Raw genomic sequence first — 26,491 nt, forward strand, 5'->3', positions numbered from 1 at the left:
ACCGAGCGCGGGCGAGGGCGCAGGCCTCAGGCATCCAGCGCCGGGTAGTCCGTGTAGCCCGCTTCGGCGCCGCCGTAGAAGGTTTTCGGGTCGGGAGCGTTCAGCGCGGCGTTGAGGCGCAGGCGGCGCACCAGGTCGGGGTTGGCAATGAAGGCGCGGCCAAAGGCCACGGCATCGGTGCGGCCCTCGCTCACGGCGTTCATGGCCAGCTCGCGGGTGTAGCCGTTGTTGGCAATGGTGGGGCAGCCCAGGCGCTGGCGCAGGGCTTGGTAGTCGAAGGCGGTGCTGGCTTCGCGCGGGCCGCCGGTGACGCCTTCCACCAGGTGCACAAAGGCCAGGCGCAGCGGGGCGAGCTGGTCGGCCAGGTGCTCGTACAGGGCTTGGGCGTCGCTGTCGGCGCCGGCGTCGTTGACGCTGGAGACGGGCGAGAGGCGCAGGCCCACGCGGCCGTGGCCGATGGCTGTGCACAGGGCTTGCATCAGCTCCACGGCAAAGCGGCAGCGCGCGGCCACACTGCCGCCGTAGCCGTCCTGGCGGTCGTTGATGCTGGCGCGCAGGAATTGCTCGATCAAATAGCCGTTGGCGCCGTGGGCTTCCACGCCGTCAAAGCCCGCGTCCATGGCGCAGCGTGCGGCATGCACGTATTGGGCGATGACCTCGGGAATCTCCGCCTCGCTCAGGGCGCGCGGTGCGGACAGGGGCTCAAAACCACGCGCGGTATAGGTTTTGCCATTGGCAGCACGCGCGGTGGAGGAGATGGGCGCGCCGCCGCCGGGCTGGAAGTCGGTGTGGGAGATGCGCCCCACATGCCAGAGCTGGGCCACGATGCGCCCGCCCTGGGCGTGCACGGCCTCGGTCACTTGGCGCCAGGCAGTCACTTGTTCGGCGCTGTAGAGGCCCGGGGTGTCGACATAGCCCTGGCCTTGGGGGCTGATTTGCGTGCCTTCGCTGATGAGCAGGCCCGCGCTGGCGCGCTGGGCGTAGTACTGCGCCATCAAGGGCGTGGCGAGCTGGCCGGGAGCGCGGCAGCGCGTCAGCGGTGCCATGACGATGCGGTTGGGCAGGGCGATCTCGCCCAGGGTCAGCGGGTCAAACAAATGGGCCATGGCAGGGGTGTAACGGTTGAGCAGAAGCGTCCAGCATAGCGGCGCAGCGCCCAAGCTGCTGCGGCTGCGCGCTACAGTGCGGCCCATGCTTGCTTACCGACACGCTTTTCACGCCGGCAACCACGCCGACGTGCTCAAACACCTGGTGCTGGCCGAAATCCTTCGCTACATGAACGAGAAGGACAAGCCCTACACCCTGGTGGACACCCACGCTGGCGCCGGGGGCTATGCCCTGGATGGCCGTTACGCCCAGAAAAACGCCGAGTACAAAGGCGGCATCTCCGCGCTGTACGACCAGGCGCAACTGCCCGAACCCCTGGCTCACTATGTGGAGCTGGTGCGCGGCTTCAACCAAGGCGGGCGCCTCAACCAATACCCCGGCTCGCCCGCTGTGGCACGCCAGCTCATGCGCAGCACCGACCGGCTGCGCTGCTACGAGCTGCACCCCACGGAGCTGCGCATTCTTGAGGCCTATCTGGCCGACCGGCCCAACACCCAGGTCAGCGGCGCCGATGGCTTTGGCGCGCTGCGCGCCGAGCTGCCGCCGCCCAGCCGCCGCGCCGTGGTGCTGATCGACCCGCCCTATGAAATCAAGGCCGATTACGCCAAGGTGGTGGGTGCGCTGCGCGAAGCCATGCAGCGCTTTGCCGAGGGCACGGTGGCCATCTGGTACCCGCAGCTGCAGCTTTTGGAATCGGCCCAGCTGGTGCAGCGGCTCAAGTCCGTGGCCGAGGCCTCGGCCAAAAAGGGCTGGCTGCATGTGCGCCTGAGCGTGGAGCACGCCGACGCCAAGGGCTTTGGCATGCTGGGCAGCGGCATGTTTGTGGTCAACCCGCCCTTCAAGCTGCACGACCAGCTGCTGCAATGTCTGCCCACCCTGGTGGACCGCCTGGGCCAGGTGGACGACGCCAGCTACCTGCTGGAGCAGCTGCCGGGCTGAGTCCCCCCCTGGGCGCTGGGGGGCTGCGGGACTCCCCGCATGGGCTGCCCGCGGCGCCGGGCTTAGGCTGCGTCCCGCACACAGTGAGACACACAACCACCTGCTGAGAGAGGAAGCGCCATGGCGTTGTCACCCGCGGCCTGGGCCCGAAGCCTGCCATTTGCCTTGTTCATGGGGTTTTTGGCGCTGCGCGGGCAGTGGCCGCAGCAAGGCTGGCTGGGCCTGGACGGGCGCTGGATCTACGCCCTGGGCGTGCTGGTGGTGGGCGCCGCGCTAGCGCTGCAATGGCGCCACTATGAGGAGCTGGCGCGTGCCCACTGGCCGCGCCTGCGCGACCTGCTCTTGAGCGTGGCCGTGGGCTTGGGCGTGATGGTGTTGTGGATCCACCTGGACCAGCCCTGGATGCAGCTGGGCCAGCCCAGCGCCAGCTTTGTGCCGGTGGGGCCTGAGGGCGAGCTGCTCTGGGGCCAGATTGCCATGCGCTGGGTGGGGGCGGCCCTGCTGGTGCCGGTCATGGAAGAGCTGTTTTGGCGCGGCTTCCTGATGCGCTGGGTGCAGCAGCCCGACTTCAGCACCTTGCCCGCCACCCAGGTGGGCCTGCGTGCGGTGCTCATCAGCACCTTGCTCTTCATGCTGGCGCACACCCTGTGGCTGGCCGCCATCGTGGCGGGCCTGGCCTATGCGCTGCTGTACCGCTACACCGGCTCCTTGTGGACGGCGGTGCTGGCGCATGCCGTCACCAACGGCGTTTTGGGTGCGTGGGTGGTCTACACCCGCCAGTGGCAGTTCTGGTGAGCGGCCAGCGCGCCGCCGCGTGTTGGGGTCAAATCGTGAGGACTCCACGCCCAAGGCGATATGGCAGGCGATAGGCCGCCATTCCACTGCTTACGCCTGACCCCGTATTGACTAAATTGCACTGAAGCCCAAAGCCGCTGTTGAAGCTGCGGGCACCAAGGCAGTACCAGGGCACTGAGCGACGCGTCGGCACAGACGCGCCCAGTTGCACGTGCTGCCCAGGAAAGGCAGTGCATGAAAGATACGGACAACCCGTCCGCCAGGGAAGAACGCACACCGCCGCCGCCCCAGGGCTTGCCTTGGTACATCAAGGCGGCGTGGCTGGGCCTGCTGCTGCTGTTGCTGGCGCAGGGGGCTTTTGCCGGTGCCGTGGTTCTGGCTCTGGCGGTGGCCGCCACGCTCACCGTGTTGCGCGAACCCGGCGCCCCGGTGCCGCCCAGCGCCCTGGCCGAAACCGTGCCAGCGCCCGCTGCACCCCCGCCCCCTGTTCACGACCCCCTGGCCGGGGTGGGCCGCATGGCCCAAGCCCTGCTGCCGGTGTGGCATGGACAGCTCCAAGCCTTTTGCGATGTGTTGCGCCCCAACGGCGACGACTTGCTCATGCACATCGCCGCCATGCACCAGCTGCAATGCGAGTTGCAGCAGCTGCTGCAGGACCAAGCACAGCCTGACCCCCAAGCCCTGCAGCGCGTTTGCCAGGAATGGGGCGAGCACGGCGAACAAGCGCTGGTGGGCCTGCAGTTCATGGACCGTCTCAACCAAATGGTGGACGTTTTGCAGCAAGACCAGCAAAGCTTTCTTCAGCAACAGGCGGATTTTTCCGAAGCCACTGCAGAGCACGTGAATGGTTGGTTGCAGGCGCTTGAGGCCCGCTACACGACGGAAGAGCAGCGCAAGTACCACCGTCTCAGTGCCGGTGCATCGCCTCACGCCAACACCTGACCCTATTTCGATCCACGCCCCACATTCCAAGTCTTTTTTGAGGTCACTATGAGCAAATCCATATTGGTCGTCGACGACTCCGGCAGCTTTAGAACCGTTGTGAAACTGGCTTTGCAAAAAGCAGGCTTCTCCGTTGTTGAGGCCGGTGATGGGCGCGAGGCCCTGACCAAGTTGGAGACCAACAAGGTCAACCTCATCGTCTGCGACGTGAACATGCCCAATATGGACGGGCTGACCTTTCTGCGCCACATCAAGGGCATGCCAGCGCACAAGTTCACGCCCGTGATCATGCTCACCACGGAGTCGCAAGAGGCCAAGAAGGAAGAGGGGCGGCAGGCCGGATGCAAGGCCTGGATCACCAAACCCTTCCTGCCCTCGCAGCTGGTGGACGCCGTCAACCGGCTGTGCGTGTGAGCCCGGAGCCTGTCATGGACTACAACACAGACAGCGGCACGCCCGAGGGCGTGGCCGAACTTCCCCCCGACACCGAAGCGCTGGCCGAGGGCCTGGGTGCGTCCTGGACCATCCCCAACGCCGCAGCGCTGCACGAAAAGCTCATGCAGCGCTGCGGCGAGTTGCCCAGCACCGAAAGCACCATGGTGCTGGAGCTCTCCGGTGTGGAGGAGGTCGACAGCACCGGCATCCAGCTGCTGCTGTCGCTGCGCCGCGCCCTGCACGAGCGCGGCCAGCAGCTGCAGCTGCTGCACCCCAGCTTTGGCCTGGTGATGGCGCTCACGCTGTACGGGCTGGACGAACAACTGCGCCCCCTGGTCGCGCCTGAGGAGCATGGCTCATGAGCCAACATGACGACGACGCCGAGATACTGGCCACCGCACGTGCGGGCTTTATCGACGAAGCGCGCGAGAACCTGCAGCAGTTCGAGCAAGCCCTGCTGGTGCTCGAAGGCGACCCGCAGGACAGCGAAAGCCTCAACGCCGCCTTCCGTGCCGCGCACACCATCAAAGGCACAGCCGGCCTGTTTGGCTTTGACACGGTGGTGAGCTTCACGCACGAGGCCGAAACCCTGCTCGAAGCCCTGCGCTCGGGCAAACGTGCACTGGACGACGACGTGGCCGCCGCGCTGTTCGAGAGCCGCGACCAAATCGAACGCCTGCTCGACGACCTGGGCAACACCCCGCCCACGCCCGCCGTGCAAGCCTCCAGCGAGCGCCTGGCAGAGCGCCTGCGCGCCCTCATGGGCAAAGCCGCACCGCCGCCTGCCCAGCCCAGCGCTGCAGCACCCGAGGCGGCCGAACCCACCGCCGCCGCCGATAGCGAGCAGCCCTGGCAGCTCTCGCTGCGCTTCATGGGCGATGCGCTGCGCAACGGTCTGGACCCGCTGGCCTTCCTGCGCTACCTCTCCTCCTTTGCCGAGCTGCAGCACATGCGCATGCTCGCCGAGAGCGTGCCCACGCTGGAGCAGCTCGATGCCGAGCACTGCTACCTGGGCTTTGAGGTGCGCCTCAAAACCGAGGCCGACCGCGAGCGCATCCTGTCAGTCTTCGAATTCGCGGCTGACGACAGCGACGTGCGTTTGCTGCCACCCAGCGCCAGCGCTGCCGACTACCACGCGCTGCTGGAGCACCGCTGCGGCAAAGACCCGGCGGCGCGCCAACAGCTGCTGGCCGTGTGGCAAGCCCAGGGTGTGCAGCTGCTGACCCGCGAAGAAGCAGCGCCCGGCACCGAGCCGGGCGAGGCCCCTGCCTTGCCTGCGGTGGAGCGCCGCGCCGAACCCGCCGCGGCTGCCGCTGCGGGCGGTGAGCGCCGCGCCGCCGAACCCGAGCGCCGTCAGGGCGGGCGCGACCGACGCGGCGGCGACGAAACGCGCTTTGTGCGCGTGCGCGCCGACAAGCTCGACCGCCTCATCGACCTCATCGGCGAGCTGGTGATTGCCGGTTCGGGCGCGCAAATGGCCGCGCATCAAGAGCAAAGCACGCTCATGATGGAAGCGGCCACCCGCGTCATGGACCTGGTGCAGGAAACCCGCGACGGTGCCCTGGCGCTGCGCATGGTGCCCATTGGCGAGACCTTTGGCCGCTATCAGCGCGTGGTGCGCGACATGACCAAGCAGCTGGGCAAAGAGGTCGAGCTGGTGGTCAGCGGCGGCGACACGGAGCTGGACAAGTCCATGGTGGACGGCATTGCCGACCCGCTCATGCACCTGGTGCGCAACAGCATGGACCATGGGCTGGAGTCGCCCGAGCAACGCCTGGCCGCGGGCAAACCGCGCAGCGGTCAGCTGGCCCTGCACGCCTATCACGAGGCGGGCGCCATCGTCATCGAGGTCAGCGACGACGGGCGCGGCCTCTCGCGCGAGCGCATCATCGCCAAGGCCACCGAGCGTGGGCTCATCCTGCCCGATCAAATCCTCAGCGACCACGAGGTCTGGCAGCTCATCTTCCTGCCCGGCTTCTCCACCGCCGAGCAAGTCACCGACATCTCCGGCCGTGGCGTGGGCATGGACGTGGTCAAGCGCAATATCGAAGCCATGCGCGGCACCATCGCCCTGTCCAGCACACCGGGGCGCGGCACGCTCACGCAAATCCGCCTGCCGCTGACGCTGGCCATGATTGACGGCTTTCTCACCCTGGTCGGTGGCGTGCACTACGTGCTGCCCCTGGCCATGGTGTCGGAGTGCATCGACCTGCCCAACGAATGCCATGAGGACAGCAGTGAGCGCATCAGCGGCACCTTCAACCTGCGTGGCGAAGTGTTGCCCTGGTTGGACCTGGGCGCCTTCTACAGCCTGCCTCGCGACCCCGAACGCCGCCGCAGCGTGGTGGTGGTGCGCTCGGGCGGCGGCCGTGTGGGTCTGATCGTCGACCGGCTGCTGGGCGAGCACCAAACCGTCATCAAGCCGCTGTCCAACATCTTTCAACACCTCAAGGCCCTGGCCGGTTCAACCATCCTGGGCTCGGGCGATGTGGCCCTGGTGCTGGATGTCGTCGGGCTCATCGGCACGGCCGTCCATACCGAGCCCAAACGCAACACCAGTTAGCACTGCCCCACCGCAAACACGCCCGCGGGGTCTAGGCCCCGCACCCATGGAATTGAACGCACGTTGAATCAGGGAGTTTTCATGAGCATGCTGCGCAACATCAAGCTTTGGCAGAAGTTCGGCATCCTGGGCCTCATCGGCCTGGTGCTGGGCACTGTCCCCACCGCGCTGTTGATCCAATCCCAACAGAAGGAACTCAACATCGCCCACGGCGAGGACCAGGGCATGGACGCCCTGACCCCCGCGCTGGCCATGCAACAAGCGCTGCGCACCCACCGCGCGGCCTCGCTGGAGGAGCTTCAGGGCGATGCCACGCGTCGTGAGGAGCGCCACAACCAGCTCAAAATCATCCGCGCCAAGCTCGTTGAGCTGGAAGCACCGCTGCGTGGCAGCGACTACACCAAAGCCCAGGGCAGCGTGGGCCAGTTCCGCACCGAGCTCGACCGCCTGGCGCAGGGCCTGGAGGAGCACCGTTTGGACTTGGCGGCTGACCGTGCCGGTCACGCGCAGCTGATGCGCTACTCGCAGATGCTGATTCGGCAAATCACCGACGCCTCAGGCCTGACGCTGGACCCCGAAGCCAACGGCTACTACCTGATGATGCTGTCCTCGGACACCCTGCCGCGCCTGGCCGAGAACGTCCAGCAGCTGCGCCTGCGTGCGCTCAATGTGCTGGACCAGCGCCCCTCGGCGGAGGCCGATCGCGCGTCCTTGCCGGCACTGCTGGCCGACACACAAGACCGGCTGCAGCGCGCTGTCGACCAAGTCGAGCTGGTGGTGGATGCCCATGCCCAGCACGGCGCCAAGCTCAACCCCTTGTTGAGCAGCGTGCGCAGCGAAACCGGCAAGTTCACCCAAATCGTGCAAGACGAGCTGCTGGCGGGCAAAGCCCCCAAGGCTGACGTCCTGCGCAGCAGCGGGCTGCAAGCCTTGGAGACGCAGTACAAGCTGCTGGACACGGCCGTGGCTGAGTTGCACGAGGTGGTGGAAGACCGCGTCGCGCGTTTGACCCGCCTGCGCAACACCTTGCTGGCCCTGGTGCTGGGCCTGACGGCTGCGGCCCTGGCGCTGGGTGTGGCCATCATGCGCTCCCTGGTCAACCCCATCACGGCAGCCGTGCGTGCGGCCGAATCGGTGGCCGCGGGCAATCTTGACGCCACGCTGGATTGCAGCGGCAACGACGAAGCGGCCACCCTGCTCAAGACCATGGCGCGCATGCAGACGGACTTGCGCGAGCGCAATGAGCGCGACCAGCGCCAGCTCGTCGAATCCAACCGCGTCAAACAGGCGCTGGACCGCTGCTCCACCAACGTCATGGTGGCCGACGGCAACGGCATCATCACCTACCTCAACCACTCCGTGCTGGCCATGCTCAAGGGCAACCAGCTTGAGCTGCGCAAGGCCTTGCCCAGCTTCGATGCCGACCGTTTGGTGGGGCAAACCATCGACGTCTTCCACAAAAACCCCGCGCACCAGCGCAATCTGCTGGCCAACCTCAGCGGTGAACACAAGGCCCGCATCCAGGTCGCCGGGCTGACCTTTGATCTCATTGCCAACCCCGTGCTGGACGATGCGCGCCAACGCCTGGGCACGGTGGTGGAGTGGAAGGACGTGACGGCCGAGCTGGCGGCGCGCGAGCGCGAGCAGCAGATGGCAGCGGAGAACGCACGCATCAAGCAGGCGCTGGACGTGTGCTCGACCAACGTCATGATGGCCGACGCCGACGGCACCATCGTGTACATGAACCACTCGGTGCAGGCCATGATGCAACGCAACGAGGCCGAGCTGCGCCGCGTGCTGCCGCAGTTTGACGCGCGGCGCCTGATGGGCACGAGCATCGACACCTTCCACCGCAACCCCGCGCACCAGCGCAATCTGCTGGGCTCGCTGCGCGACGAGCACCGCACGCAAATCAAGGTGGGCACGCTGACCTTCTCGCTGGCGGCCAACCCCATCCACGACGCGGCCGGGCAGCGCCTGGGCACGGTGGTGGAGTGGAAGGACCGCACGGCCGAAGTGGCCGCAGAGCAAGAGCTCTCCAACGTGGTGGACGGAGCCGGGCAGGGCGACTTCTCGCAGCGCCTGGTGCTCGAAGGCAAGGAGCCCTTCTTCCGCATGCTGGGCGAGAAGTTCAACGGCCTGATCGAAACGGTGTCGGGCACCATCAGCCAGGTGCGCACGGCCGCAGACCAACTCTCCAGCGCCTCGGGCCAGGTGTCGCAGACCTCGCAAAGCCTCTCGCATGCGGCCAGCCAGCAAGCGGCCAGCGTGGAAGAAACCACCGCCTCGCTGCAAGAGATGGCCTCCAGCGTGAAGCAAAACGCTGACAGCGCCAACGTGACGGACGGCATGGCCACACGGGCCTCGCAAGAGGCGCTGGAAGGTGGGCGTGCGGTGGGTCAGACGGTGGACGCGATGAAGCAGATTGCGACCAAGATCTCCATCATTGACGACATTGCCTATCAGACCAACCTGCTGGCGTTGAACGCGGCGATTGAAGCGGCGCGTGCGGGCGAGCACGGCAAGGGCTTTGCGGTGGTGGCGGCGGAAGTTCGCAAGCTGGCCGAGCGCAGCCAGGTGGCGGCGCAGGAGATTGGCAACCTGGCGGGCTCCAGCGTGGAACTGGCGGAGAAAGCCGGGGGCTTGCTGAACTCGATGGTGCCGTCGATCCAAAAGACCAGCGAGCTGGTGCAGGAGATCTCGGCCGCCAGCGGGGAGCAGTCGCAGGGGGTGGCGCAAATCACCACGGCCATGAACCACCTCTCCAACATCACGCAGCAGACGGCCAGCGCGTCGGAGGAACTCTCGGCCACGGCCGAGGAGCTCTCGGCCCAGGCCACCGAGCTGCAAAACCTCATGGGCTACTTCAAGCTGGCCTCAGGCGGCGCTCGCCACTGACATCGGCCCTTTACCTTCCTGACAACAGCGCAAGGACTCACAACATGACCCGGCCTTCTCCATCCTGGCTTGCTCGGCTGCTGGGCGGCAGCGCCCTTCGCCGTGCCTTGGCGCAGGCACAAGACGCCCAGGCGCGTGCCGATGAACTGCAAGCCATCTTCGATGCAGTCGGCCGCTCCCAGGCCATCATCGAGTTCGATCTGGACGGCACCATCCTGACTGCCAACGAGACCTTTCTCTCTGCATTGGGCTACAGCCTGGACGAGATCAGGGGGCGCCACCACCGCATGTTTGTGGCCCCAGACTTTGCCAACACCGCCGAGTACAGCCAATTTTGGCCACGCCTGGCCCGTGGCGAAATCGACGCGGGTCAGTACCAACGCATCGCCAAGGGGGGCAAGGAGATCTGGATACAGGCCAGCTACAACCTGGTCTTGGGGCCAGACGGCAAGCCCAGCAAGGTGGTCAAGTTCGCCACCGACATCACCGCCGCCAAGCTCAAGGCCGCCGATCAGGAAGGTCAACTCAGTGCCGTGAACAAGTCGCAGGCGGTCATTGAGTTCGCCATGGATGGCACCATTCTCAGCGCTAACCAGAATTTCCTGGCAACCCTGGGCTACACCCTGGAGGAGATCAAGGGGCGCCACCACAGCATATTCGTGGAGCCCGGCCAGGTGGGCAGCCCCGAATACCGCCAGTTTTGGGAAAAGCTGGGCCGTGGCGACTTCGATGCCGGGCAATACAAGCGCATTGGCAAGGGAGGCCGCGAAGTCTGGATCCAGGCCAGCTACAACCCCATCTTCAACATGGCGGGACGCCCCTTCAAGGTCGTCAAGTACGCCACCGACATCACGGCCGAAACCAAGGCCAACCTCATGCTGCGCGAGGCCGTGGAGCAAACCCAGCAGGCCACATCTGCAGCCCAAAAGGGTGACCTGTCGCAACGCATTCCGCTGCAGGGCAAGAGCGGACCGATCGAGCAGTTGTGCGCCGGCGTGAACGCGCTCATGGAAACCACCGCGGGCATGTTTGACGATGTCGGACGCATCTTCAGTGCCCTCGCTGCGGGCGATCTGGCCCAGCGCATCACGCAGGACTATCAGGGCGTGTTCGATCAGATCAAACGCGACGCCAACAGCAGTTGCGAGAAGCTGGCCGCGATCCTCACGGACGTTCATGGCGCCGCCAACCAGCTCTCCAGCGCCTCCGTCCAGGTCTCCCAGACTGCGCAGTCCCTCTCCCACTCCGCCTCCCAGCAGGCCAGCAGCGTCGAGGAAACGACGGCCAACCTGCAGGAAATGGGGGGCAGCGTGAAGCAAAACGCTGACAACGCCAATGTCACTGACGGCATGGCCACCCGCGCTGCGCAAGAAGCCATGCAGGGCGGCCAGGCGGTCAGCCAGACCGTCGGTGCGATGAAGTCCATTGCCACCAAGATTTCCATCATTGACGACATTGCCTACCAGACCAATCTGCTGGCGCTCAATGCGGCCATCGAGGCCGCCCGCGCCGGTGAGCATGGCAAGGGCTTTGCGGTGGTTGCTGCCGAGGTTCGCAAGCTCGCCGAGCGCAGCCAGATCGCGGCCCAGGAAATCGGCACCCTGGCCACCAGCAGCGTGCAAATGGCAGAAAGCGCCGGGCAGCTGCTCTCCAGCATCGTGCCCTCCATCCAAAAGACCAGCGAGCTGGTGCAGGAGATCTCGGCCTCCAGTGGGGAGCAGTCCCAGGGGGTGGCGCAGATCACCACGGCCATGAACCACCTCTCCAACATCACGCAGCAGACGGCCAGTGCGTCGGAGGAGCTCTCGGCCACGGCTGAGGAGCTCTCGGCCCAGGCCACCGAGCTGCAAAACCTTATGGGCTACTTCAAGCTCGGGCAAGCGCATGGTGCGCGAGCCCCTGAGGGCCACAGCCCCGCGCGCGCGGCGGGCACAGCGGCCAGCGCACCACGGGCGAGTGGGCCCATCAGCGCCAACCGCCCCACCAGCCCCACGCCGCCTCGACCCAGCAGCCCCCACACAGCCAGCCCTGCGCCACGGCGCAGCCCGGCCGCTGAGGGCGCTCCGGACGAGTCCTATTTCAAACCTTTCTGAAGCATGGCCAGGAGCCCACACCATGGAACCCGCTGACCTGCATCAATCCTCCCCGCCTGGCGCCACGCGCCAGCTCCTGCGCCTGTCTGTGGCGCACGAAGCCATGCTCGTGCCCATCGACGCCGTGCGCGAAATTCTGGAGCTCGTGCGCCTCACACCGCTGCCGCAAAGCCCTGGCTTTATTGCCGGGGTGATGAATCTGCGCGGTGCCGTGGTGCCCGTCATCGACGTCGGCCACCGCATGGGCCTGGGGCCCATAGCCACCAGCAAGCGCACCGCCATCGTGGTGGTGGAAGTCAAGGGCGACGAGGAGCACGACAAACTCATCACCGGCGTCTTGGTAGACGCCGTGTACGAGGTGCTGGAGGTGGACACGCGCCACATCGAACCCGTGCCGCAACTGGGCCTGCCCATTCCGGCGGAGTTCATCGCTGGCATGGTCAATCTGCAGCAGCGCTATGCGGCGCTGCTCAGCCTGGACCAGGTCTTGTCTCCCGCACTGCTGACCCGCCTCATCGGCGAGCCGGCCTGAACCTCAAAAGCCCACAGCACCATGAGTCAGCTCAGCAATCAGGCCTTTGTCGCGGTGACCGAGTTCTTCGAGAAAGTCTCGGGCATACGCCTGGCCGACAACAAGCGAGCCTTGGTCGAAGGGCGCTTGCAGAAACTCGCGCAGGAATGCGGCGAGGACGACATCAACGTCTTCATCCAGCGCGTGGTGCGCCGTGACTTTGACGAGCGTGTGCTCGTCACCGTGATCGACCGCCTCACCACCAACGAAACCTATTTCTTTCGCGAGCCCCAGCACTATGAGGACCTGACACGGCGCATGGAACGCATGCACCCGCAGCAGGACTTGCAGGTCTGGAGTGCGGCCAGCTCCACCGGCGAGGAAGCCTACAGCGTGGCCATGCTCATGGCCGACCGCCGCCCCACCAGCCCCTGGCGCATCCACGGCACCGACCTCTCCACCAGCGTGGTGCGCACAGCCCAGCATGGCATGTACCCGGTGGACCGCGGCAGCCGCCTGCCTGCGGGCTACCTCAAGCGCTTTTGCCTGCGCGGCGAGGGCCCCTACGAGGGCCAGCTGCTGGTCAAGCGCGAGCTGCGCCAGCGCGTGAACTTCCGCGCCGCCAACCTCATGCGCGATCTGCCCAGCGACCTGCCGCAGTTTGATGTCATCTTTCTGCGCAATGTGCTGATCTATTTCGATCCGCCCGCCAAGATGGACATCGTGCGGCGCGTGCTGACCAAGCTCAAGCAAGACGGCGTGCTCTATATCGGGCATGCCGAATCATTGACCTCTTTGAACCTGCCTTTGAAGATGGTCGAGAACGCGGTGTACCAACATGCATAAGCCCGTCCATTCCACATCACTGCCCGCGCCGCCGCCGCCCAAGGGCCAGGTGCTCAACCTCATGCCAGGGCAATGGCATGTGGGGCAAGAGGTCAAACTCTCCACCTTGCTGGGCTCTTGCGTGGCGGTCACGCTGTGGCACCCCCGGCGCAAGATTGGCGGCATGTGCCACTACCTGCTCCCCTCGCGTCCGGCGCGTGCGGCGGGCAGCTTGGATGCGCGCTACGGCGAAGAGGCCCTGGAGCTCATGGCCCAGGCCCTGATGCGCAGCGGCACGCGCACGCAGGACTATGTCTGCCACCTCTATGGCGGCGCCGACACCATGCCGGACCAAACCAACATCAAATTCAACGTTGGCGAGCGCAACATCGCCATGGCCTGGGATTTGATTGACCGCTACGGCTTTCAGCTCGAATCGGTGGATGTGGGCGACTTCGTGCCGCGCACCGTCACCATGGATCTGGGCAACGGCCTGGTGGAGGTGCGGCGCGGCAAGCCCACCACCATTGCTGCGCCGGTGCTCAAGAGAGGCAAGCTATGAATGCCCCTGCCAAGCTGCGCGTGGCTCTGGTGGACGACTCGGCCCTGGTGCGCAAGCACCTCACCGAGCTGCTGGAAAAGGCTGGCATCGAAGTCAGCATCACCGCCGCCGACCCGCTTTTTGCTTGGCCCAAGATGCAGGCCAACTGGCCCGATGTGGTGGTGCTGGACGTTGAAATGCCCCGCATGGACGGTTTGAGCTTTCTGCGCCAAATCATGAACGAGCGCCCCACGCCCGTGGTGATGTGCTCCACGCTGACCGAGGCCGGCTGCGAAACCACGCTGCAGGCCCTGGCCGCGGGCGCGGTGAGCTTTGTCACCAAGCCCAAGCTGGGCCTGCGCGACTTTCTGGGCGGCGACTCCAATGGCCTGGTCAGCGCTGTGCGTGCCGCCGCGCGCGCCAATATGGGCTCCCTGGCGCGGGCACAAAACCACGCCACCGCACCGCGCACCATGGCCGCCGCGCCCATGGCCGGGGGCCTGCCCTCGCTGGGGGCGTTGGCCGAGACCACCGACCGCGTCATCGCCATTGGCAGCTCCACTGGCGGCGTGCAGACGCTGGAGTCCCTGCTCACGCGACTGCCGCGCACGGCGCCGGGCATTGTGGTGGTGCAGCACATGCCCGAAAAATTCACCCAGGCCCTGGCCTCGCGCTTGGATGGCCTGTGCGCCATGGAGATTGCCGAGGCCCGTGACGGCGACCGCGTCGTGCCCGGGCGCGTGCTCATTGCCCCCGGCGGGCGCCACATGAAGCTGCTGCGCAGCGGTGCCTGGTATGTGGTGGAAGTGCGCGACGGGCCCTTGGTCAACCACCACAAGCCTTCGGTGGACGTGTTGTTCCGCTCCGTGGCGCAATGCGCGGGGCGCAATGCCGTGGGGCTGATCCTCACCGGCATGGGCGACGACGGCGCGCGCGGTTTGCTGGAAATGCGCCAAGCCGGTGCCCGCACCCTGGGGCAGGACGAGGCCAGCTGTGTGGTCTACGGCATGCCCAAGGCGGCCGCAGAGATTGGCGCTGTGGAGCAAGTGGTGCCCCTGAACGACATTCCCAACGCCTTGCTGGCAGCCGCCGCAAGGCCTTTGGGCTGACCCTAACAGGAGCCTCTTGATGAGCAGAGCGCTACGCGCCCGCCGCCCTCGCTGCGCCCCCGATGCGGTGGCGCAGCGGCCCTCAGGCCAGCATGCGGGTGATGACTTGCAACAGCTCGGCGGGGCTGAAGGGCTTCACCAGGTACTCGTCCGCCCCGGCCTGCCGCCCCTCCTCTTGGTTGGCCAACTGGCCGCGAGCGGTGAGCATCACCACGCGGGTGGCCGCCAGCGAGGGGTCGGCTTTGACGCGTTGGCACACGGCCAGACCGTCGAGCTGCCCGGGCATCATCACATCCATGAGCACCAGGTCGGGGCGCAGGCGCTGGATCTCCAGCCAGCCGGTATCCCCGTTGGGCGCTTCGCTGATGTCGTAGTCTTCGAACTCCAGCGTGACGCGGATGAGTTCACGGATTTCTTCCTGGTCCTCGACGATCAAAACCTTTTTCACGGCCTTCCCCAAGAGGGTTGTCTCCTGGGGGCTGATCATGCATCAAACTCAGGGGCGTTCACGCCGATAGAAGGGCGTCGAACCCAACAATTTGTGGCGTACTTGGAGCAGGAGTCGTATGAATTCCATGTGCAGCTGTCCCAGCAATTGCGCCGTGAGCTCTGCCTCCGCCCGGTGCGTGGCCGCCGCCGCTGCCATGACTGACAGTGCCTTGGCCACGTCATGAATACCAACCCCACCCAAAGCTACCCCACCACGCCGCGGCGCTGGCTGCTGCCGCTGTTTGTGTTGGCCTTGCTGCTGGCGCAGGCGGGCGCCTGGTGGGTGCATCGGCAAATGACGGGCGACTGGGGCACGCGCATCTTCTGGTTGGTGCTTTTGCACGGCATTCCCACGGTGCTGCTGCTGGTGTTGCTGACCTATGCCTGGACGGCGCACAGCCTTGGGCAAAACGTGACCCGAGCGCGCGGACCGGCCCTGGCTGCGCTGGCGGTCTTGCTGGTGGGCATGGGCCTGAGCCTGGTGGTGCTGGCCAGCCAAATCGACCAATTGCGCAGCGCCTCGCGCCTGCGCTTTGAGCAGCAGGCCTCGGTGGTGCAAGAAGCACTCAAGCAGCGCTTCGAGCGGCCCATGGTCGGGCTCAACGGCTTGCGCGCGCACAAGATGGCGCGCGGCTATCTGGACCGCGAGGAGTTCCGCCGCTACGTCATGGCGCGCGACCTTGCAGCTGAGTTCCCGGGCATACGCGGCTTTGGCTACATCGAGTATGTGCTGCGCGAGGACTTGGAGCATTACCTCGATGCCGAGCGCTCCGACGCAGCGCCCGACTTTTCGGTGCGCACCAGCGGCGAACACAAAGACCTCTACATCATCAAGTACGTCGAACCGCTGGACCTCAATCGCGCAGCCTGGGGCTTGGACATTGGCGCTGAGGCCGTGCGCCGTGCTGCCGCCGAACGTGCAGCGCTGAGTGGCCGTCCGACCCTGAGCGGGCGCATCAAGTTGGTGCAAGACCAGCAATCACGCTGGGGCTTTTTGCTGCTGTTGCCGGTCTCGCGCCGGGGCTACCCCACGGCCACGCCAGTGGAGCGTCGCGCGGCCCTGGAGGGCTTGCTCTACGTGCCCATCGTGGTCGATGAATTGCTCAAAGACCTGCCAGCGGTGACCGGTGGCTTGCTGGATTTCGAGCTCTATGACAGCGACACGGTGCAGGCAGAGCGCTTGATTTTTGATTCCAATGCCCAGCACCAGCAAAACCCTGGGCAGCTCATCGAAGGCTTGCAAAACCAGGACCTGATGCTCACTGTGGGTGACCACATGCTGAGCCTGCGCATCAACAGCACACCGCAGTTCGACCGGCTCTTTGACATCTACCGCCCGGCCTGGAATGCGGCCTTTGGCCTGGCGCTGACGGCGGCCTTGACGCTGTTGATCTGGCAGCTGGGTCTGGGCCGCAGCCGCGCCATGGCCCTGGTGGAGCGGCGCACGGCCGACCTGGCGCAAAGCACGGAGCGCGAAAACGCTGCGCAGCGCGAGAACCAGTTCCTGCTGGCCACACTCAACTTGCACGCCCTGGTGTCGGTGGCCGATGCCAAAGGCCGCATCACCTTTGTGAACCAGGCCTTTGTCGACACCAGCGGCTATACCGAAATTGAGCTGTTGGGGCAGGACCATCGCGTCATCAGCTCCCAAACCCACCCGCCCGAGTTTTGGCGCGGCGTGTGGGCGCGCCTCAACCAAGGGCAGCCTTGGTCGGGGCAAATCTGCAACCGGCGCAAGGACGGCAGCCTCTATTGGGTCAAGAGCACCATCGTGCCCTTCGTAGACGTGCATGGCATGGTGGAGCGCTATGTGGCGGTGCGCACCGACATCACCCAGCAGCGCATGGTGCAGCAGCAGCTGCGCCAGGTGAACGAGCAGCTGGCGGCCATCTTCGCGCTCAGCCCCGACGGCTATGTGTCCTTCGACGCGCAGGAGCGCGTGCTCTACGTCAGCCCGGCGTTTGAAGAGCTCACCGGGCTCAACGGTGCCACGGTGCAGGGGCTGGATGTTGAGACGCTTTGGATGCGCCTGCTGCACATGGCGCAAAACCCCGAGCAATTGAAGGCCCTGAGCCAGGAAGGCCGCGACGAGCGCGTGCTGGAAATCCTGCGCCCCACGCGCCGCACCCTGGCCCTGAGCCTGCACCGCGGCCAGGCTGACGCCTCCATCCGCTTGGTGCTGCACCTGCGCGACATCACCCAGCAGCTGGTGGTGGAGCAGATGAAGAGCGAGTTCCTCTCCACCGCCGCGCATGAGCTGCGCACGCCCATGGTCAGCATCTACGGCTTTACCGAGCTGCTGCTCACACGCGAGATGGCGCCTGAGCGCGTGCGCGACTTTTTGCAGCGCATCTACCGCCAGGGCGGCGCCATGGTGCGCATCCTCAACGAGCTGCTGGACCTGGCGCGCATCGAAGCGCGCCGTGGCAAAGACTTTGTGCTGGCCGAGCTGGACCTGGCCGAGCTGGTGCAAGAAGGCATTCAGGACTTCCAGCCGCCGCAGGACCGCGAGCCGCCGCTGCTGGAGATCAAGGCCGAGCGCCGGCGCCTGCGCGGCGACCGCGACAAGCTCATGCAAGCCATACGCAATGTGCTGTCCAACGCCTACAAGTACTCGCCCGGCGGCGGCGCTGTCGAGCTGCACATCGAGCCCTACTCGCACAACTCGCGCGCCGAGGTGCGCCTGTCCATTCGCGACCATGGCCTGGGCATGAGCCCCGAGCAGCTCTCGCACGTGACCGAGCGCTTCTACCGGGCTGACAAGTCCGGCAACATCCCCGGCACGGGCCTGGGCATGAGCATCGTCAAAGAAATCATCGAGCTGCACGGTGGCAGCTTGCAGCTGGAGAGTGAGTTGGGTGTGGGCACCACGGTGCACATCACCCTGCCGCTGGTGATGCAGCCCATGCGCTTGGCATCACCCGCGTGAATTTGTAGCGGCGCAGCGCGCCTGGGCGCGCAATTGCGCGGGGTTTGCACCGCTTCAGCCGCCACCATACTGGAGTGAGGTGTCAGATCATGCGCTGATCCTTGAATGCCTGGGAGTTGTTGTATGTGCAAAGGATCGATGGTGCGCCGCCGCCTGCTGCTGGCCGGGGCTCTGGCGCTCTCGGGTACGGGGCTTTGCGCCCAAACCCCTGAAAAAACCTACTACTTCAGCCCGGTGAATCAGGCCAATATCGCCCTGATGGCCGAGTACTGGAACCCCATCATCGGCTATGTCTCCGAGAGGAGCGGCGTGAAGCTGACGCTGCGTCTGGGCCGCACCTCGGCCGACACCACCGCCTATGTGCTGGCGCATGAGGTGGACTTTGTCTTCAGCAACCATCTCTTCAGCCCTGAGCGCGAGAAGCTGGGCTGGCGGGTGTTCGGGCGGCGCAAAACGCCGCCCATTCACGGCCAAATCATCGTGCCCGCGGATTCACCCGTGAAAGACCTGGCTCAGCTCGAAGGCCACGACGTGGCCTTCCCCGGCCCGGAGGCCCTGGTGGCCTACAAGTTCACCTACGCGCAACTGCTGGCGCGCAAGGTCAATGTGCGCGTGGTCTTTGGCGGCAATATGGATGGCGCGCTGGCCCAGCTCTTCAGCGGCAAGGTGGCCGCGGTGGGGGCCAACTCGCAGCTGGCCGAGAACTTCGCGCAGCGCGAGGGCAAGGCTTACCGCGTGCTGTGGAGCTCTGAACCGCTGCATGATTTGGCCCTCATGGTTTCATCGCGTGTGCACGAAAACGAGGTCAAGGCCGTGGCTCGCGCTTTTGTGAACATGCACCAAGACCCCAAAGGCTTGGCCATTTTGGAAGCTGCCTCCAAAGCCGTGGGCCTCAGTGCCGAGGCGCATTTCATCCCCTCCGATGGCAGCGAGTACGCCGCCTATCGGCGTTTCTACCAAAGCGCGCCGCCCCAGCTGCGCTGAAGCACCATGTCCTTGCGCCTGGGTGATTTGCTACCGCAAAGCCTGGTCTCGCGGGTGTTTTTACTGCACTCGTTGGCCATGCTGCTCTTCATCGGGCTGGGCTTTGGCAGCTTTGTTTGGTACACCGCGCGCAGCAGCATGCAGGAAGTGCTGGATGAGGTGGACACCCTCAATAGCGTGATCGCTCCGGGCGTGACTGAGTCCGCCGTGATTGGCGACTACGACACCATCAAGCGCGTGCTGGAGCGTGTGGTGACCCACCCGGCGCTGGTCACGGCGCAATTCCTCGACGTGCATGGCGCACGCATCACCGTGCACCGCGGCAATGCAGAGGTGCTGGCCACGCCGCAGTGGCTGCGCCAGCGTGTGGACGCCGCCTTGGGCCCCGCGCAAGTGCCCATCGTGGCTGGCGGGCGCGACTACGGTGTGCTGCGCCTGAGCTTTTGGACGCACCAAATCGCCGCCGAGATCTGGCAACAAACCCTCATGGCCCTGACCTTGGCCCTGGCGGCTCTGGCCAGCGGTGTGGTGCTGGTGTGGTTCCCGCTCAAGCGTTGGCTGGGGCATTTGGGCAGCATTCGAGATTTCGGCCAGCGCCTGCAAGACCGCGCCCGCGTGCTTGACGCTGTGGCTGACACCGAGGACGCACCGCTGGAATTCCGTCAGACCTTTGTGGTGCTCAACCAAGCCGCAGCCTCGCTGCAGGCCGAGCGCGCGCAGGCTGCCGTCACGCTCAGCGCCATTGGCGACGGCGTGGCCACCGTCAACGCCCAGGGCCAGCTGGTGCTGGTCAACCCCGTGCTGTGTGCCTGGTTGGGGCGCAGCTGCAGCGCCTTGCTGGGCCAGCGCTGGGCGGACTTGCTGCCCGAGCTGCGCGACATGCACACGCCGCAGCGCCTCATCCAATTGCAAGAGGGCGCGCGCAGCGTGGCGGTGAGCCGCTCGCCCATCCAGGGGCCTGATGGCGTCACTGCGGGTTGGGTCTACGCGCTGCGCGACGTCAGCCAGGAGCAGCGCCTGGCCGCGCAGCTGCAGGAGGAACTCAACAGCCGCGCTGCTGCCATGCAAAGCATGCGCCAGCTGCTGCTGCAGCACTGCACGGCCTGCGGCGACCCAGCCCTGGCCCCGGTCGGCCCGCTGGCCGCGCGCGCCGACATCGACCAGCTCTCGCTGCTGGTGCGCAATCTTGTGCAGCAGCTGGCCAGCCAATCTGCCCAGCTCGAAGCCATATTTGCCCTCAGCCCCGATGCTTTCGTGGCCTTTGACGGGCAGGGCGTGGTGCACTACGCCAGCCCTGCGCTGCAGAACCTGTGCGCGCTGGAGCCCCAGCAGGTGATGGGCCTCAACAGCCAGGCCCTGGCGCAGCGCCTGCAGGGGCTGTGCATTGAGTCGCAGCCGCGCATCGACTTGGGTGCAGCCCAGGCGCAGCGCCAAGTCATCGAGCTGGCCCAGCCGCGTGACCGCGTGCTGGAGCTGGCCTTGCACCGTGGCGGCGGCGGTGCCATCAGCCAGGTGCTGCACATCCGCGACCTCAGCCACCAGGTGGCGGTGGATAGGCTCAAGAGCGAATTCATCACCACCGCGGCGCACGAGCTGCGCACGCCCATGACCAGCATCTACGGCTTTTCCGAGCTGCTGCTCATGCGCCCGCCCACGCCCGAGCGCATGAAAGAAATGGTCACCCGCATTCACCGCCAGTGCGAGGCCATGGTGCACATCCTCAACGAGCTGCTGGACCTCTCGCGCATGGAAGCGCGCCGTGGCAAAGACTTCCAGTTCGCGCCGCAGGAACTCGCCCCGCTGCTGGACGAGCTCACGCAGGACTTCCGCCCCGGCGACGGCCGCCCCAGCCCGCAGCTGCTGCTGGGTGCGGGCTGCGCGGGCCTGTGCGTGCGCGCCGACCGCGTCAAGCTGCTGCAGGCCCTGCGCAATGTGCTGTCCAACGCCTACAAATACTCCCCCGGCGGCGGCGAGGTGCGCGTGCATCTGGCTCTGCACAGCGACGCCAGCGGCACACGCGCCCACATTGCCGTGCAAGACCATGGCATAGGCATGAGCCCGGAGCAGCTCTCGCACGTGACCGAACGCTTCTACCGCGCCGACAAGTCCGGCAACATCCCCGGCACCGGCCTGGGCATGAGCATCGTCAAAGAAATCATCGAGCTGCACGGCGGCCAACTCTCGCTGGCCAGCACCCTGGGCGTGGGCAGCACCGTCACCGTGGCCCTGCCACTGCTGGCACCGCCCGCCCAGCCCCAGCTGCCGGGCTGAGCGCGCGGCAGCCGCATCAGTCCTGGGGTGGCTGGGCCCGCACGTGGCCGATGGCCGGGTCGCTGATGCTGTCCTCACCGTTTTCCACGCGCCCAGCCAGTTCCATGCGGAAATTGGGGTCGCCCGGCACGCTCAGTGTCAGGTGGTACCAGCCTCCTTGGCGGCTGGCGTTGCAGTGCTGCACGGTGTGCTCGCCCCGGTCCAGCCGCTGCACATGGGTGTGGCCGCTGTAGTGGTCTTGCACGCGCAGGTGCACGGGCTGCGCCATGGGGTTGCGCACCGTCAAGACCACTTGCCGGTTCTGGCGCTCATAGCGCGCGCTCACCTCGACATGGGCGGCGTTCAGGCCCACGCTGCCGCGAAAGGCACGCCAAAAACCGTTGGGCCCGTACACGTCCAGCGCGTAGCGCCGCCGTGCGTCGCCCGAGGCAGTCCAGCGGCCTTGCAGCTGCTTGCCCGCTTGCACGGTGTAGCAGCGCGGCAAGTCGGTGGCCAGGCCCGAGCGCACCTGGAACACCGCCGCTTGTTCGCCGGTGTTGGCAAAGCTCAGGGTCACCGTGCCGGTGCTGTGGTCCATCCGTGCCTGGGCGTGCAGCTCGTAGGGCAGGGCGCGTGAGGGGCGCACGCCCAGTTCCTGCGCGGGCAGGGCCTGCGCGGCGGGCACGGACAGCGCCAGCAGGGGCTGCAGGGTTTTGTCCACCGGCATGTAGTGCGACACCTCCGGCGGGTGCGGGCGGTGTGCGTTGGGGGTTTTGAAGTCAAAGGCCGAGCACAGGTCGCCGGTGACGGCACGGCGCCAGGGGCGGATATTGGTTTCGCGCAGCTGCGGGTGCTCGTCGGCAAAACGCTGCTCGATGAAGCGAATCACCGAGGTGTGGTCAAACAGCTGGGAGTTCACCCAGCCGCCGCGGCTCCAGGGCGAGACCACCAGCAGCGGCACGCGCAGGCCCAGGCCATACGGCCCGCGCTGGTGGCCCGCGGTGTCGCCGGGGTAGATCTCTTGCGAGACATCGACGGTGGAGTCGCCCAGCTCCGGCGACATGGGTGGCGTGGGCGGCACCATGTGATCGAAGAAGCCGCCTTCCTCGTCGTAGTTGATCAGCAGCACTGTTTTGCTCCACACCTCGGGGTGGGCCACCAGGGCTTCGAGCACCTGCGAGATGTACCAGGCGCCAAAGTCCGACGGCCAGTTGGGGTGCTCGGAATAGGCCTCGGGCGCAGCAATCCAGCTCACCTGCGGCAGGCGCCCGGCGGCGATGTCGGCGCGAAAGTCCGTCAGCAGCTGCAGCGGGTCGCGGTTGAGGTTTTTGATCTCCGTGCCGGACTTGGCGCGTTCGGCCAGGGCGCTGCCAGGCGCGGCCTCCTGGAATTGCTTGAAGTACAGCAGCGAGTTGTCGCCGTAGTTGCCGATGAAGGCGTCGCGCGTCCAACCCCACCACACGCCGTCGCCGCCGTAGAGCCCGTCGCCCTTGTCCTGATAGACCTTCCAGCTGATGCCTGCCTCCTGCAGCCGCTCCGGGAAGGTGCGCCAGCCGTAGCCCGCCTCGGCATTGGTGATCACCGGCCCGCCGCCGCTGCCGTCATTGCCCACCCAGCCCGTCCAGAGGTGGTAGCGGTTGGGGTCGGTGGGCCCCATCAGCGAGCAGTGGTAGGCGTCGCACACGGTGAAGGCATCGGCCAGGGCGAAGTGGTAGGGCACATCGTGGCGGCGGTTGTGGGTCATGGCCACAATGCCTTTGTTGTCAATCCAGCGGTCAAAGCGCCCCAGATTCCATGCCCTGTGGCCATCGGTCCAGCCGTGCGGCGGGTCTGGCAGAAAAGCCGCCCCCAGGTGCGGCACCGGCGGCCGGTAGGGCAGCACATCGCCGTCCGTGCTGGGCTGCTGCCACACCGGCTTGCCCGAGGGCAGGCGCATGACGCGCGGATCACCAAACCCACGCACACCCCGCAGCGTGCCGAAGTAGTGGTCGAAAGAGCGGTTCTCCTGGGTCAGGACGACGATGTGCTGCACGTCCTTGATGGTGCCCGTGCGGTGGTGGGCCGGCACGGCCAAGGCTTTTTGAATGCTGTCTGGCAAGGCCGCCAGCGTGCCAGTGGCAGCCAGGGCTTTCAGAACTTCACGGCGTGAACGCGACTCTCGGGACATGGTGCTCTCCTGGGCGGGCAAGTGCTGCACGCGAGGCTAGGCCTGAGCCATGTCAGCGCTGTGACGCACCCGAGCTGCCCACTGGGTTGATGCCGCGCCAGGGCCCATGCGAATCAGGGGGAGGCAGGGTGGGGACCACCCCGGCCATGCCTACACTGCCGCCTCTGTTTGGCAACCCGTATTGAGAGAGGTCCCCCGTGTCATCGCATGGTTTTCACGTCCACGGCCCGCACGACCACGAGCTTGAACACGCTGCCCAGCACGGGCAGTCCGACCGCTTCGCCGGTACCATTGCCGTCACCACGGCCATTCTGGCCACCGTCGGGGCCTTGTTCGCCTACCAAGGTGGCGCCACCCAGGCCAACGCCGCGCTCTACAAAAACAACGCCGCCATTGCCAAAACCGAAGCCGCCAACCAATGGGCCTACTACCAGGCCAAGGGCAGCAAGCAAAACCTCGCCGAATTGGGGGCCGAGCTGGTGAGCGACGAGCGCCGCGCCCGCTTCGTGCAAAGCGCTGAGCGCTACAAGGCCGAGAAAGAGCCCATCAAAGCCAAGGCCGAAGCGCTGGAGCAAGAGGTCAAAGACTGGAACGAAAAGTCCGACGCCCAAATGCACCAACACCACCGCTGGGCGCAGGCCACCACGGCGCTGCAAATCGCCATCGCCCTGGCCGCCATCGCCCTGCTCACCAAACGCGACTGGCTCAAATGGGGCGTGTTCGGCGTGGCCGGTCTTGGGCTGGCGCTGGGTGCTGCCGCCGCGCTGCACCTCTGATCCGCACGGCGCTTCAGCCCTTGCGGCCCTTCACCGCATGGGCGCGCGCGCTGCACAGCACGCTGCCATCGGCCTGCAGGGGCAGCCGCTCGCGCAGCCGCGCCTGCAAGTCTTTGAGCTGCGGTGGCGTCAAAGCTTTCAATTCGGCAGAGAGACTGGGCGAGCACAGCAGCGTCTGCCAGTAGTCCTCCACACTCGCGTAGCGCCGCTGCACGGTGAACACCGTGGTCTGCACCTGCGTCAGCCCGGCTTGGGTCCACAGCGCTTGCAGTGTGGGCAGGTCTGAGGCCTCCGGGCTGGGCGGCAGCACCACCGGGCAGCCCAGTTCACGCAGCAGCTGTTGCGCCAGGTGGTAGGGGAAGCCACCGCCAGCCATGTCCCAGGCGTAAGCGCTGGCCCAGCCGCCCGGCGCCAGCACGCGCACCATCTCCGCCACACCGCGGGCGGGCTCGGGCACGAAGAAGATCACCAACGGCATCACCGCCTGATCAAACTGCGCCGCCGCATAGGGCAGGGCCATCGCGTCGCCCAGCGCCCACTGCGCGGGGGGCTGCAGCGTGCGCTGGCGCGCGTAAACAAGCTGCGCGTCTGAAGGGTCCACGCCATGCAGCGCTGCGGGTGCCGCATGCTGCGCCACCCAGGCCGTGAACGCCCCACTGCCGCAGCCCACATCCAGCCAGCGCTGCCCAGCCGCTGGCGCCAGCCAATCCAGAAACTGCCGCCCCACCTCGGTGCTCCACGCGCCCATATAGCGCTCGTACTCACTGCCGTCATTGAAGCGGATGGGGGCGGTGGAGGGCTCAGGCACGGCAGTGGGTGGGGGCATCGGGGGCTTTCAAGAATGCGGCCAGGCGCTGGCGTCGAGGCTCTCAGCCTGTGCAGAGACGCCTAGCCTAGCGCAGCGCGAGTGCTGACCGGGAGGGGAGCTCCCCTCACACCCCCCGCGCCCGATCTGCCGCAAAGCGCTGCAGGAAGCCGGCGAAGTCGTCTGCGTCCAGGGCGTCGCGGACTTCTTGCATGAGGTTGAGGTAGTAGTGCAGGTTGTGAATGCTGGTGAGCATGGGGCCCAGCATTTCGCCGCAGCGGTCGAGGTGGTGCAGGTAGGCGCGGCTGAAGCCGCCGCTGACGCTGCCGTCGGGGTGGGTGATGCCGCGGCAGGTGTAGCAGCTGCAGGTGGGGTCGACGGGGAGTTCGTCGGCTTTGTAGCGGCTGTTGCGCAGGCGCAGGTCGCCGAAGCGCGTGAAGAGGTGGCCGTTGCGGGCGTTGCGGGTGGGCATGACGCAGTCGAACATGTCGATGCCTTGGCGCACGCCTTCGACCAGGTCTTCGGGCGTGCCCACGCCCATCAGGTAGCGCGGCTTGTTCGCGGGCAGGCGGTGCGCGGTGTGGTCGAGGATGCGCAGCATGTCGGCCTTGGGTTCGCCCACGGAGAGGCCGCCGATGGCGTAGCCGGGCAGGTCCAGGTCCACGAGGCCGGCCAGGGAGTGGTCGCGCAGGCCTTCGAACATGCCGCCTTGCACGATGCCAAACAGCGCGTTGGGGTTGGCCAGGCGCTGGAATTCGTCCAGGCAGCGGCGCGCCCAGCGCAGGCTCATCTCCATGCTCTTGCGCGCTTCGAGTTCGGTGGTGAGCTGGCCTTTGGTTTCGTAGGGCGTGCACTCGTCGAACTGCATGACGATGTCGGAGTTGAGCACCGTCTGGATTTGCATGGAGATTTCGGGCGTGAGGAAGAGCTTGTCGCCGTTGACTGGGCTGGCGAACTTGACGCCTTCCTCGCTGATCTTGCGCATCTCTCCGAGGCTCCAGACCTGGAAACCGCCGCTGTCGGTGAGGATGGGCTTGTCCCAGCCCTCAAAGCGGTGCAACCCGCCGAACTGGCGCATGATGTCCAGCCCCGGGCGCATCCAAAGGTGGAAGGTGTTCCCGAGGATGATTTGCGCGCCCATGTCGTGCAGCGAGCGCGGCATCACGCCTTTGACCGTGCCATAGGTGCCCACGGGCATGAAGATGGGCGTTTGCACCACGCCGTGGTTGAGGGTCATGCGGCCGCGCCGGGCGCGGCCTTCCGTCTTGAGCAGTTCGAACTTCAGCATGGGGCGGGATTGTCTCAGGGCCAGCCCCCGCGCGGGAGCCTTACC

Annotated in this window: 21 protein-coding genes and 1 pseudogene; 17 read left to right on the forward strand and 5 right to left on the reverse strand. The window is 66.4% G+C overall.

Annotated features, from left to right (window positions below; all coding sequences use genetic code 11):
- Nucleotides 1-26: 26 nt before the first annotated feature.
- Entirely contained in the window at nt 27-1,106 is a 1,080-nt protein-coding gene (locus ACG0Z6_RS06290; protein WP_394459593.1) for an alkene reductase, read from the reverse strand.
- 85 nt (nt 1,107-1,191) lie between these two features.
- Here ACG0Z6_RS06290 and ACG0Z6_RS06295 point away from each other — a divergent pair, with 85 nt between their 5' ends.
- The 13 genes and pseudogenes from ACG0Z6_RS06295 to ACG0Z6_RS06350 all read left to right on the forward strand — a co-directional run bounded on the left by ACG0Z6_RS06295 (nt 1,192) and on the right by ACG0Z6_RS06350 (nt 14,758).
- On the forward strand, nt 1,192-2,046 hold the full coding sequence (locus ACG0Z6_RS06295) for a 23S rRNA (adenine(2030)-N(6))-methyltransferase RlmJ (RefSeq protein ID WP_394459596.1): 855 nt from the start codon (nt 1,192-1,194) through the stop codon (nt 2,044-2,046).
- A 120-nt stretch (nt 2,047-2,166) separates the two neighbouring features.
- Nucleotides 2,167-2,841 carry a CAAX prenyl protease-related protein gene (locus ACG0Z6_RS06300; RefSeq protein ID WP_394459598.1) on the forward strand — a complete coding sequence of 225 codons (675 nt, stop codon included), beginning with the start codon at nt 2,167-2,169 and terminating at the stop codon, nt 2,839-2,841.
- A 234-nt stretch (nt 2,842-3,075) separates the two neighbouring features.
- A complete protein-coding gene (locus ACG0Z6_RS06305; RefSeq protein ID WP_394459601.1) occupies nt 3,076-3,783 on the forward strand; it encodes a hypothetical protein in 708 nt (235 codons plus the stop codon).
- Nucleotides 3,784-3,831: 48 nt separating this feature from the next.
- Nucleotides 3,832-4,197 (forward strand): response regulator, encoded by a 366-nt coding sequence (locus tag ACG0Z6_RS06310; protein ID WP_394459603.1) that lies wholly within the window; start codon nt 3,832-3,834, stop codon nt 4,195-4,197.
- 14 nt (nt 4,198-4,211) lie between these two features.
- Nucleotides 4,212-4,580, forward strand: a complete 369-nt coding sequence (locus ACG0Z6_RS06315) for an STAS domain-containing protein (RefSeq protein ID WP_394459605.1) — start codon at nt 4,212-4,214, stop codon at nt 4,578-4,580.
- Nucleotides 4,577-6,781 carry a chemotaxis protein CheA gene (locus ACG0Z6_RS06320; RefSeq protein WP_394459608.1) on the forward strand — a complete coding sequence of 735 codons (2,205 nt, stop codon included), beginning with the start codon at nt 4,577-4,579 and terminating at the stop codon, nt 6,779-6,781. The genes ACG0Z6_RS06315 and ACG0Z6_RS06320 overlap by 4 nt, the downstream gene beginning before the upstream one ends.
- A gap of 1,083 nt (nt 6,782-7,864) precedes the next feature.
- A pseudogene (locus ACG0Z6_RS16690) lies at nt 7,865-8,005 on the forward strand (HAMP domain-containing protein); the annotation flags it as partial.
- A gap of 426 nt (nt 8,006-8,431) precedes the next feature.
- Complete coding sequence (locus ACG0Z6_RS16695; RefSeq protein WP_419964620.1) at nt 8,432-9,679, forward strand: methyl-accepting chemotaxis protein; 1,248 nt, start codon at nt 8,432-8,434, stop codon at nt 9,677-9,679.
- Between the two features lie 44 nt (nt 9,680-9,723).
- Nucleotides 9,724-11,772, forward strand: a complete 2,049-nt coding sequence (locus tag ACG0Z6_RS06330; protein WP_394459612.1) for a methyl-accepting chemotaxis protein — start codon at nt 9,724-9,726, stop codon at nt 11,770-11,772.
- A gap of 22 nt (nt 11,773-11,794) precedes the next feature.
- A complete protein-coding gene (locus tag ACG0Z6_RS06335) occupies nt 11,795-12,304 on the forward strand; it encodes a chemotaxis protein CheW (protein WP_394459614.1) in 510 nt (169 codons plus the stop codon).
- 21 nt (nt 12,305-12,325) lie between these two features.
- Entirely contained in the window at nt 12,326-13,129 is an 804-nt protein-coding gene (locus tag ACG0Z6_RS06340) for a CheR family methyltransferase (RefSeq protein ID WP_394459616.1), read from the forward strand.
- Nucleotides 13,122-13,670, forward strand: a complete 549-nt coding sequence (locus ACG0Z6_RS06345) for a chemotaxis protein CheD (protein ID WP_394459618.1) — start codon at nt 13,122-13,124, stop codon at nt 13,668-13,670. The genes ACG0Z6_RS06340 and ACG0Z6_RS06345 overlap by 8 nt, the downstream gene beginning before the upstream one ends.
- On the forward strand, nt 13,667-14,758 hold the full coding sequence (locus tag ACG0Z6_RS06350) for a protein-glutamate methylesterase/protein-glutamine glutaminase (protein ID WP_394459620.1): 1,092 nt from the start codon (nt 13,667-13,669) through the stop codon (nt 14,756-14,758). The genes ACG0Z6_RS06345 and ACG0Z6_RS06350 overlap by 4 nt, the downstream gene beginning before the upstream one ends.
- Nucleotides 14,759-14,840: 82 nt before the next feature.
- Here the strand turns inward: ACG0Z6_RS06350 and ACG0Z6_RS06355 are convergent, their stop codons facing one another.
- Nucleotides 14,841-15,206, reverse strand: coding sequence for a response regulator transcription factor (locus ACG0Z6_RS06355; RefSeq protein ID WP_394459622.1), 366 nt, complete (start codon nt 15,204-15,206; stop codon nt 14,841-14,843).
- A 222-nt stretch (nt 15,207-15,428) separates the two neighbouring features.
- On the opposite strand from ACG0Z6_RS06355, the gene ACG0Z6_RS06360 reads away from it, so the two are divergent.
- The 3 genes from ACG0Z6_RS06360 to ACG0Z6_RS06370 all read left to right on the forward strand — a co-directional run bounded on the left by ACG0Z6_RS06360 (nt 15,429) and on the right by ACG0Z6_RS06370 (nt 21,431).
- On the forward strand, nt 15,429-18,176 hold the full coding sequence (locus ACG0Z6_RS06360) for a CHASE domain-containing protein (protein WP_394459624.1): 2,748 nt from the start codon (nt 15,429-15,431) through the stop codon (nt 18,174-18,176).
- A 123-nt stretch (nt 18,177-18,299) separates the two neighbouring features.
- Complete coding sequence (locus tag ACG0Z6_RS06365) at nt 18,300-19,160, forward strand: phosphate/phosphite/phosphonate ABC transporter substrate-binding protein (protein ID WP_394459626.1); 861 nt, start codon at nt 18,300-18,302, stop codon at nt 19,158-19,160.
- A gap of 6 nt (nt 19,161-19,166) precedes the next feature.
- Nucleotides 19,167-21,431 (forward strand): PAS domain-containing sensor histidine kinase, encoded by a 2,265-nt coding sequence (locus tag ACG0Z6_RS06370; protein ID WP_394459628.1) that lies wholly within the window; start codon nt 19,167-19,169, stop codon nt 21,429-21,431.
- 16 nt (nt 21,432-21,447) lie between these two features.
- Here ACG0Z6_RS06370 and ACG0Z6_RS06375 read toward each other — a convergent pair whose 3' ends face one another.
- Complete coding sequence (locus ACG0Z6_RS06375; protein WP_394459630.1) at nt 21,448-23,577, reverse strand: phosphocholine-specific phospholipase C; 2,130 nt, start codon at nt 23,575-23,577, stop codon at nt 21,448-21,450.
- A 197-nt stretch (nt 23,578-23,774) separates the two neighbouring features.
- On the opposite strand from ACG0Z6_RS06375, the gene ACG0Z6_RS06380 reads away from it, so the two are divergent.
- Complete coding sequence (locus ACG0Z6_RS06380) at nt 23,775-24,353, forward strand: DUF4337 family protein (protein WP_394459632.1); 579 nt, start codon at nt 23,775-23,777, stop codon at nt 24,351-24,353.
- 13 nt (nt 24,354-24,366) lie between these two features.
- Here the strand turns inward: ACG0Z6_RS06380 and ACG0Z6_RS06385 are convergent, their stop codons facing one another.
- A complete protein-coding gene (locus tag ACG0Z6_RS06385; RefSeq protein WP_394459634.1) occupies nt 24,367-25,179 on the reverse strand; it encodes a class I SAM-dependent methyltransferase in 813 nt (270 codons plus the stop codon).
- Between the two features lie 106 nt (nt 25,180-25,285).
- Complete coding sequence (gene tgt, locus ACG0Z6_RS06390; RefSeq protein WP_394459636.1) at nt 25,286-26,446, reverse strand: tRNA guanosine(34) transglycosylase Tgt; 1,161 nt, start codon at nt 26,444-26,446, stop codon at nt 25,286-25,288.
- Nucleotides 26,447-26,491 lie beyond the last annotated feature (45 nt).

Origin of the sequence: Roseateles rivi, assembly GCF_043555845.1 — a bacterium.
GTDB classification, from domain to species: Bacteria; Pseudomonadota; Gammaproteobacteria; order Burkholderiales; family Burkholderiaceae_C; genus Roseateles; species Roseateles rivi.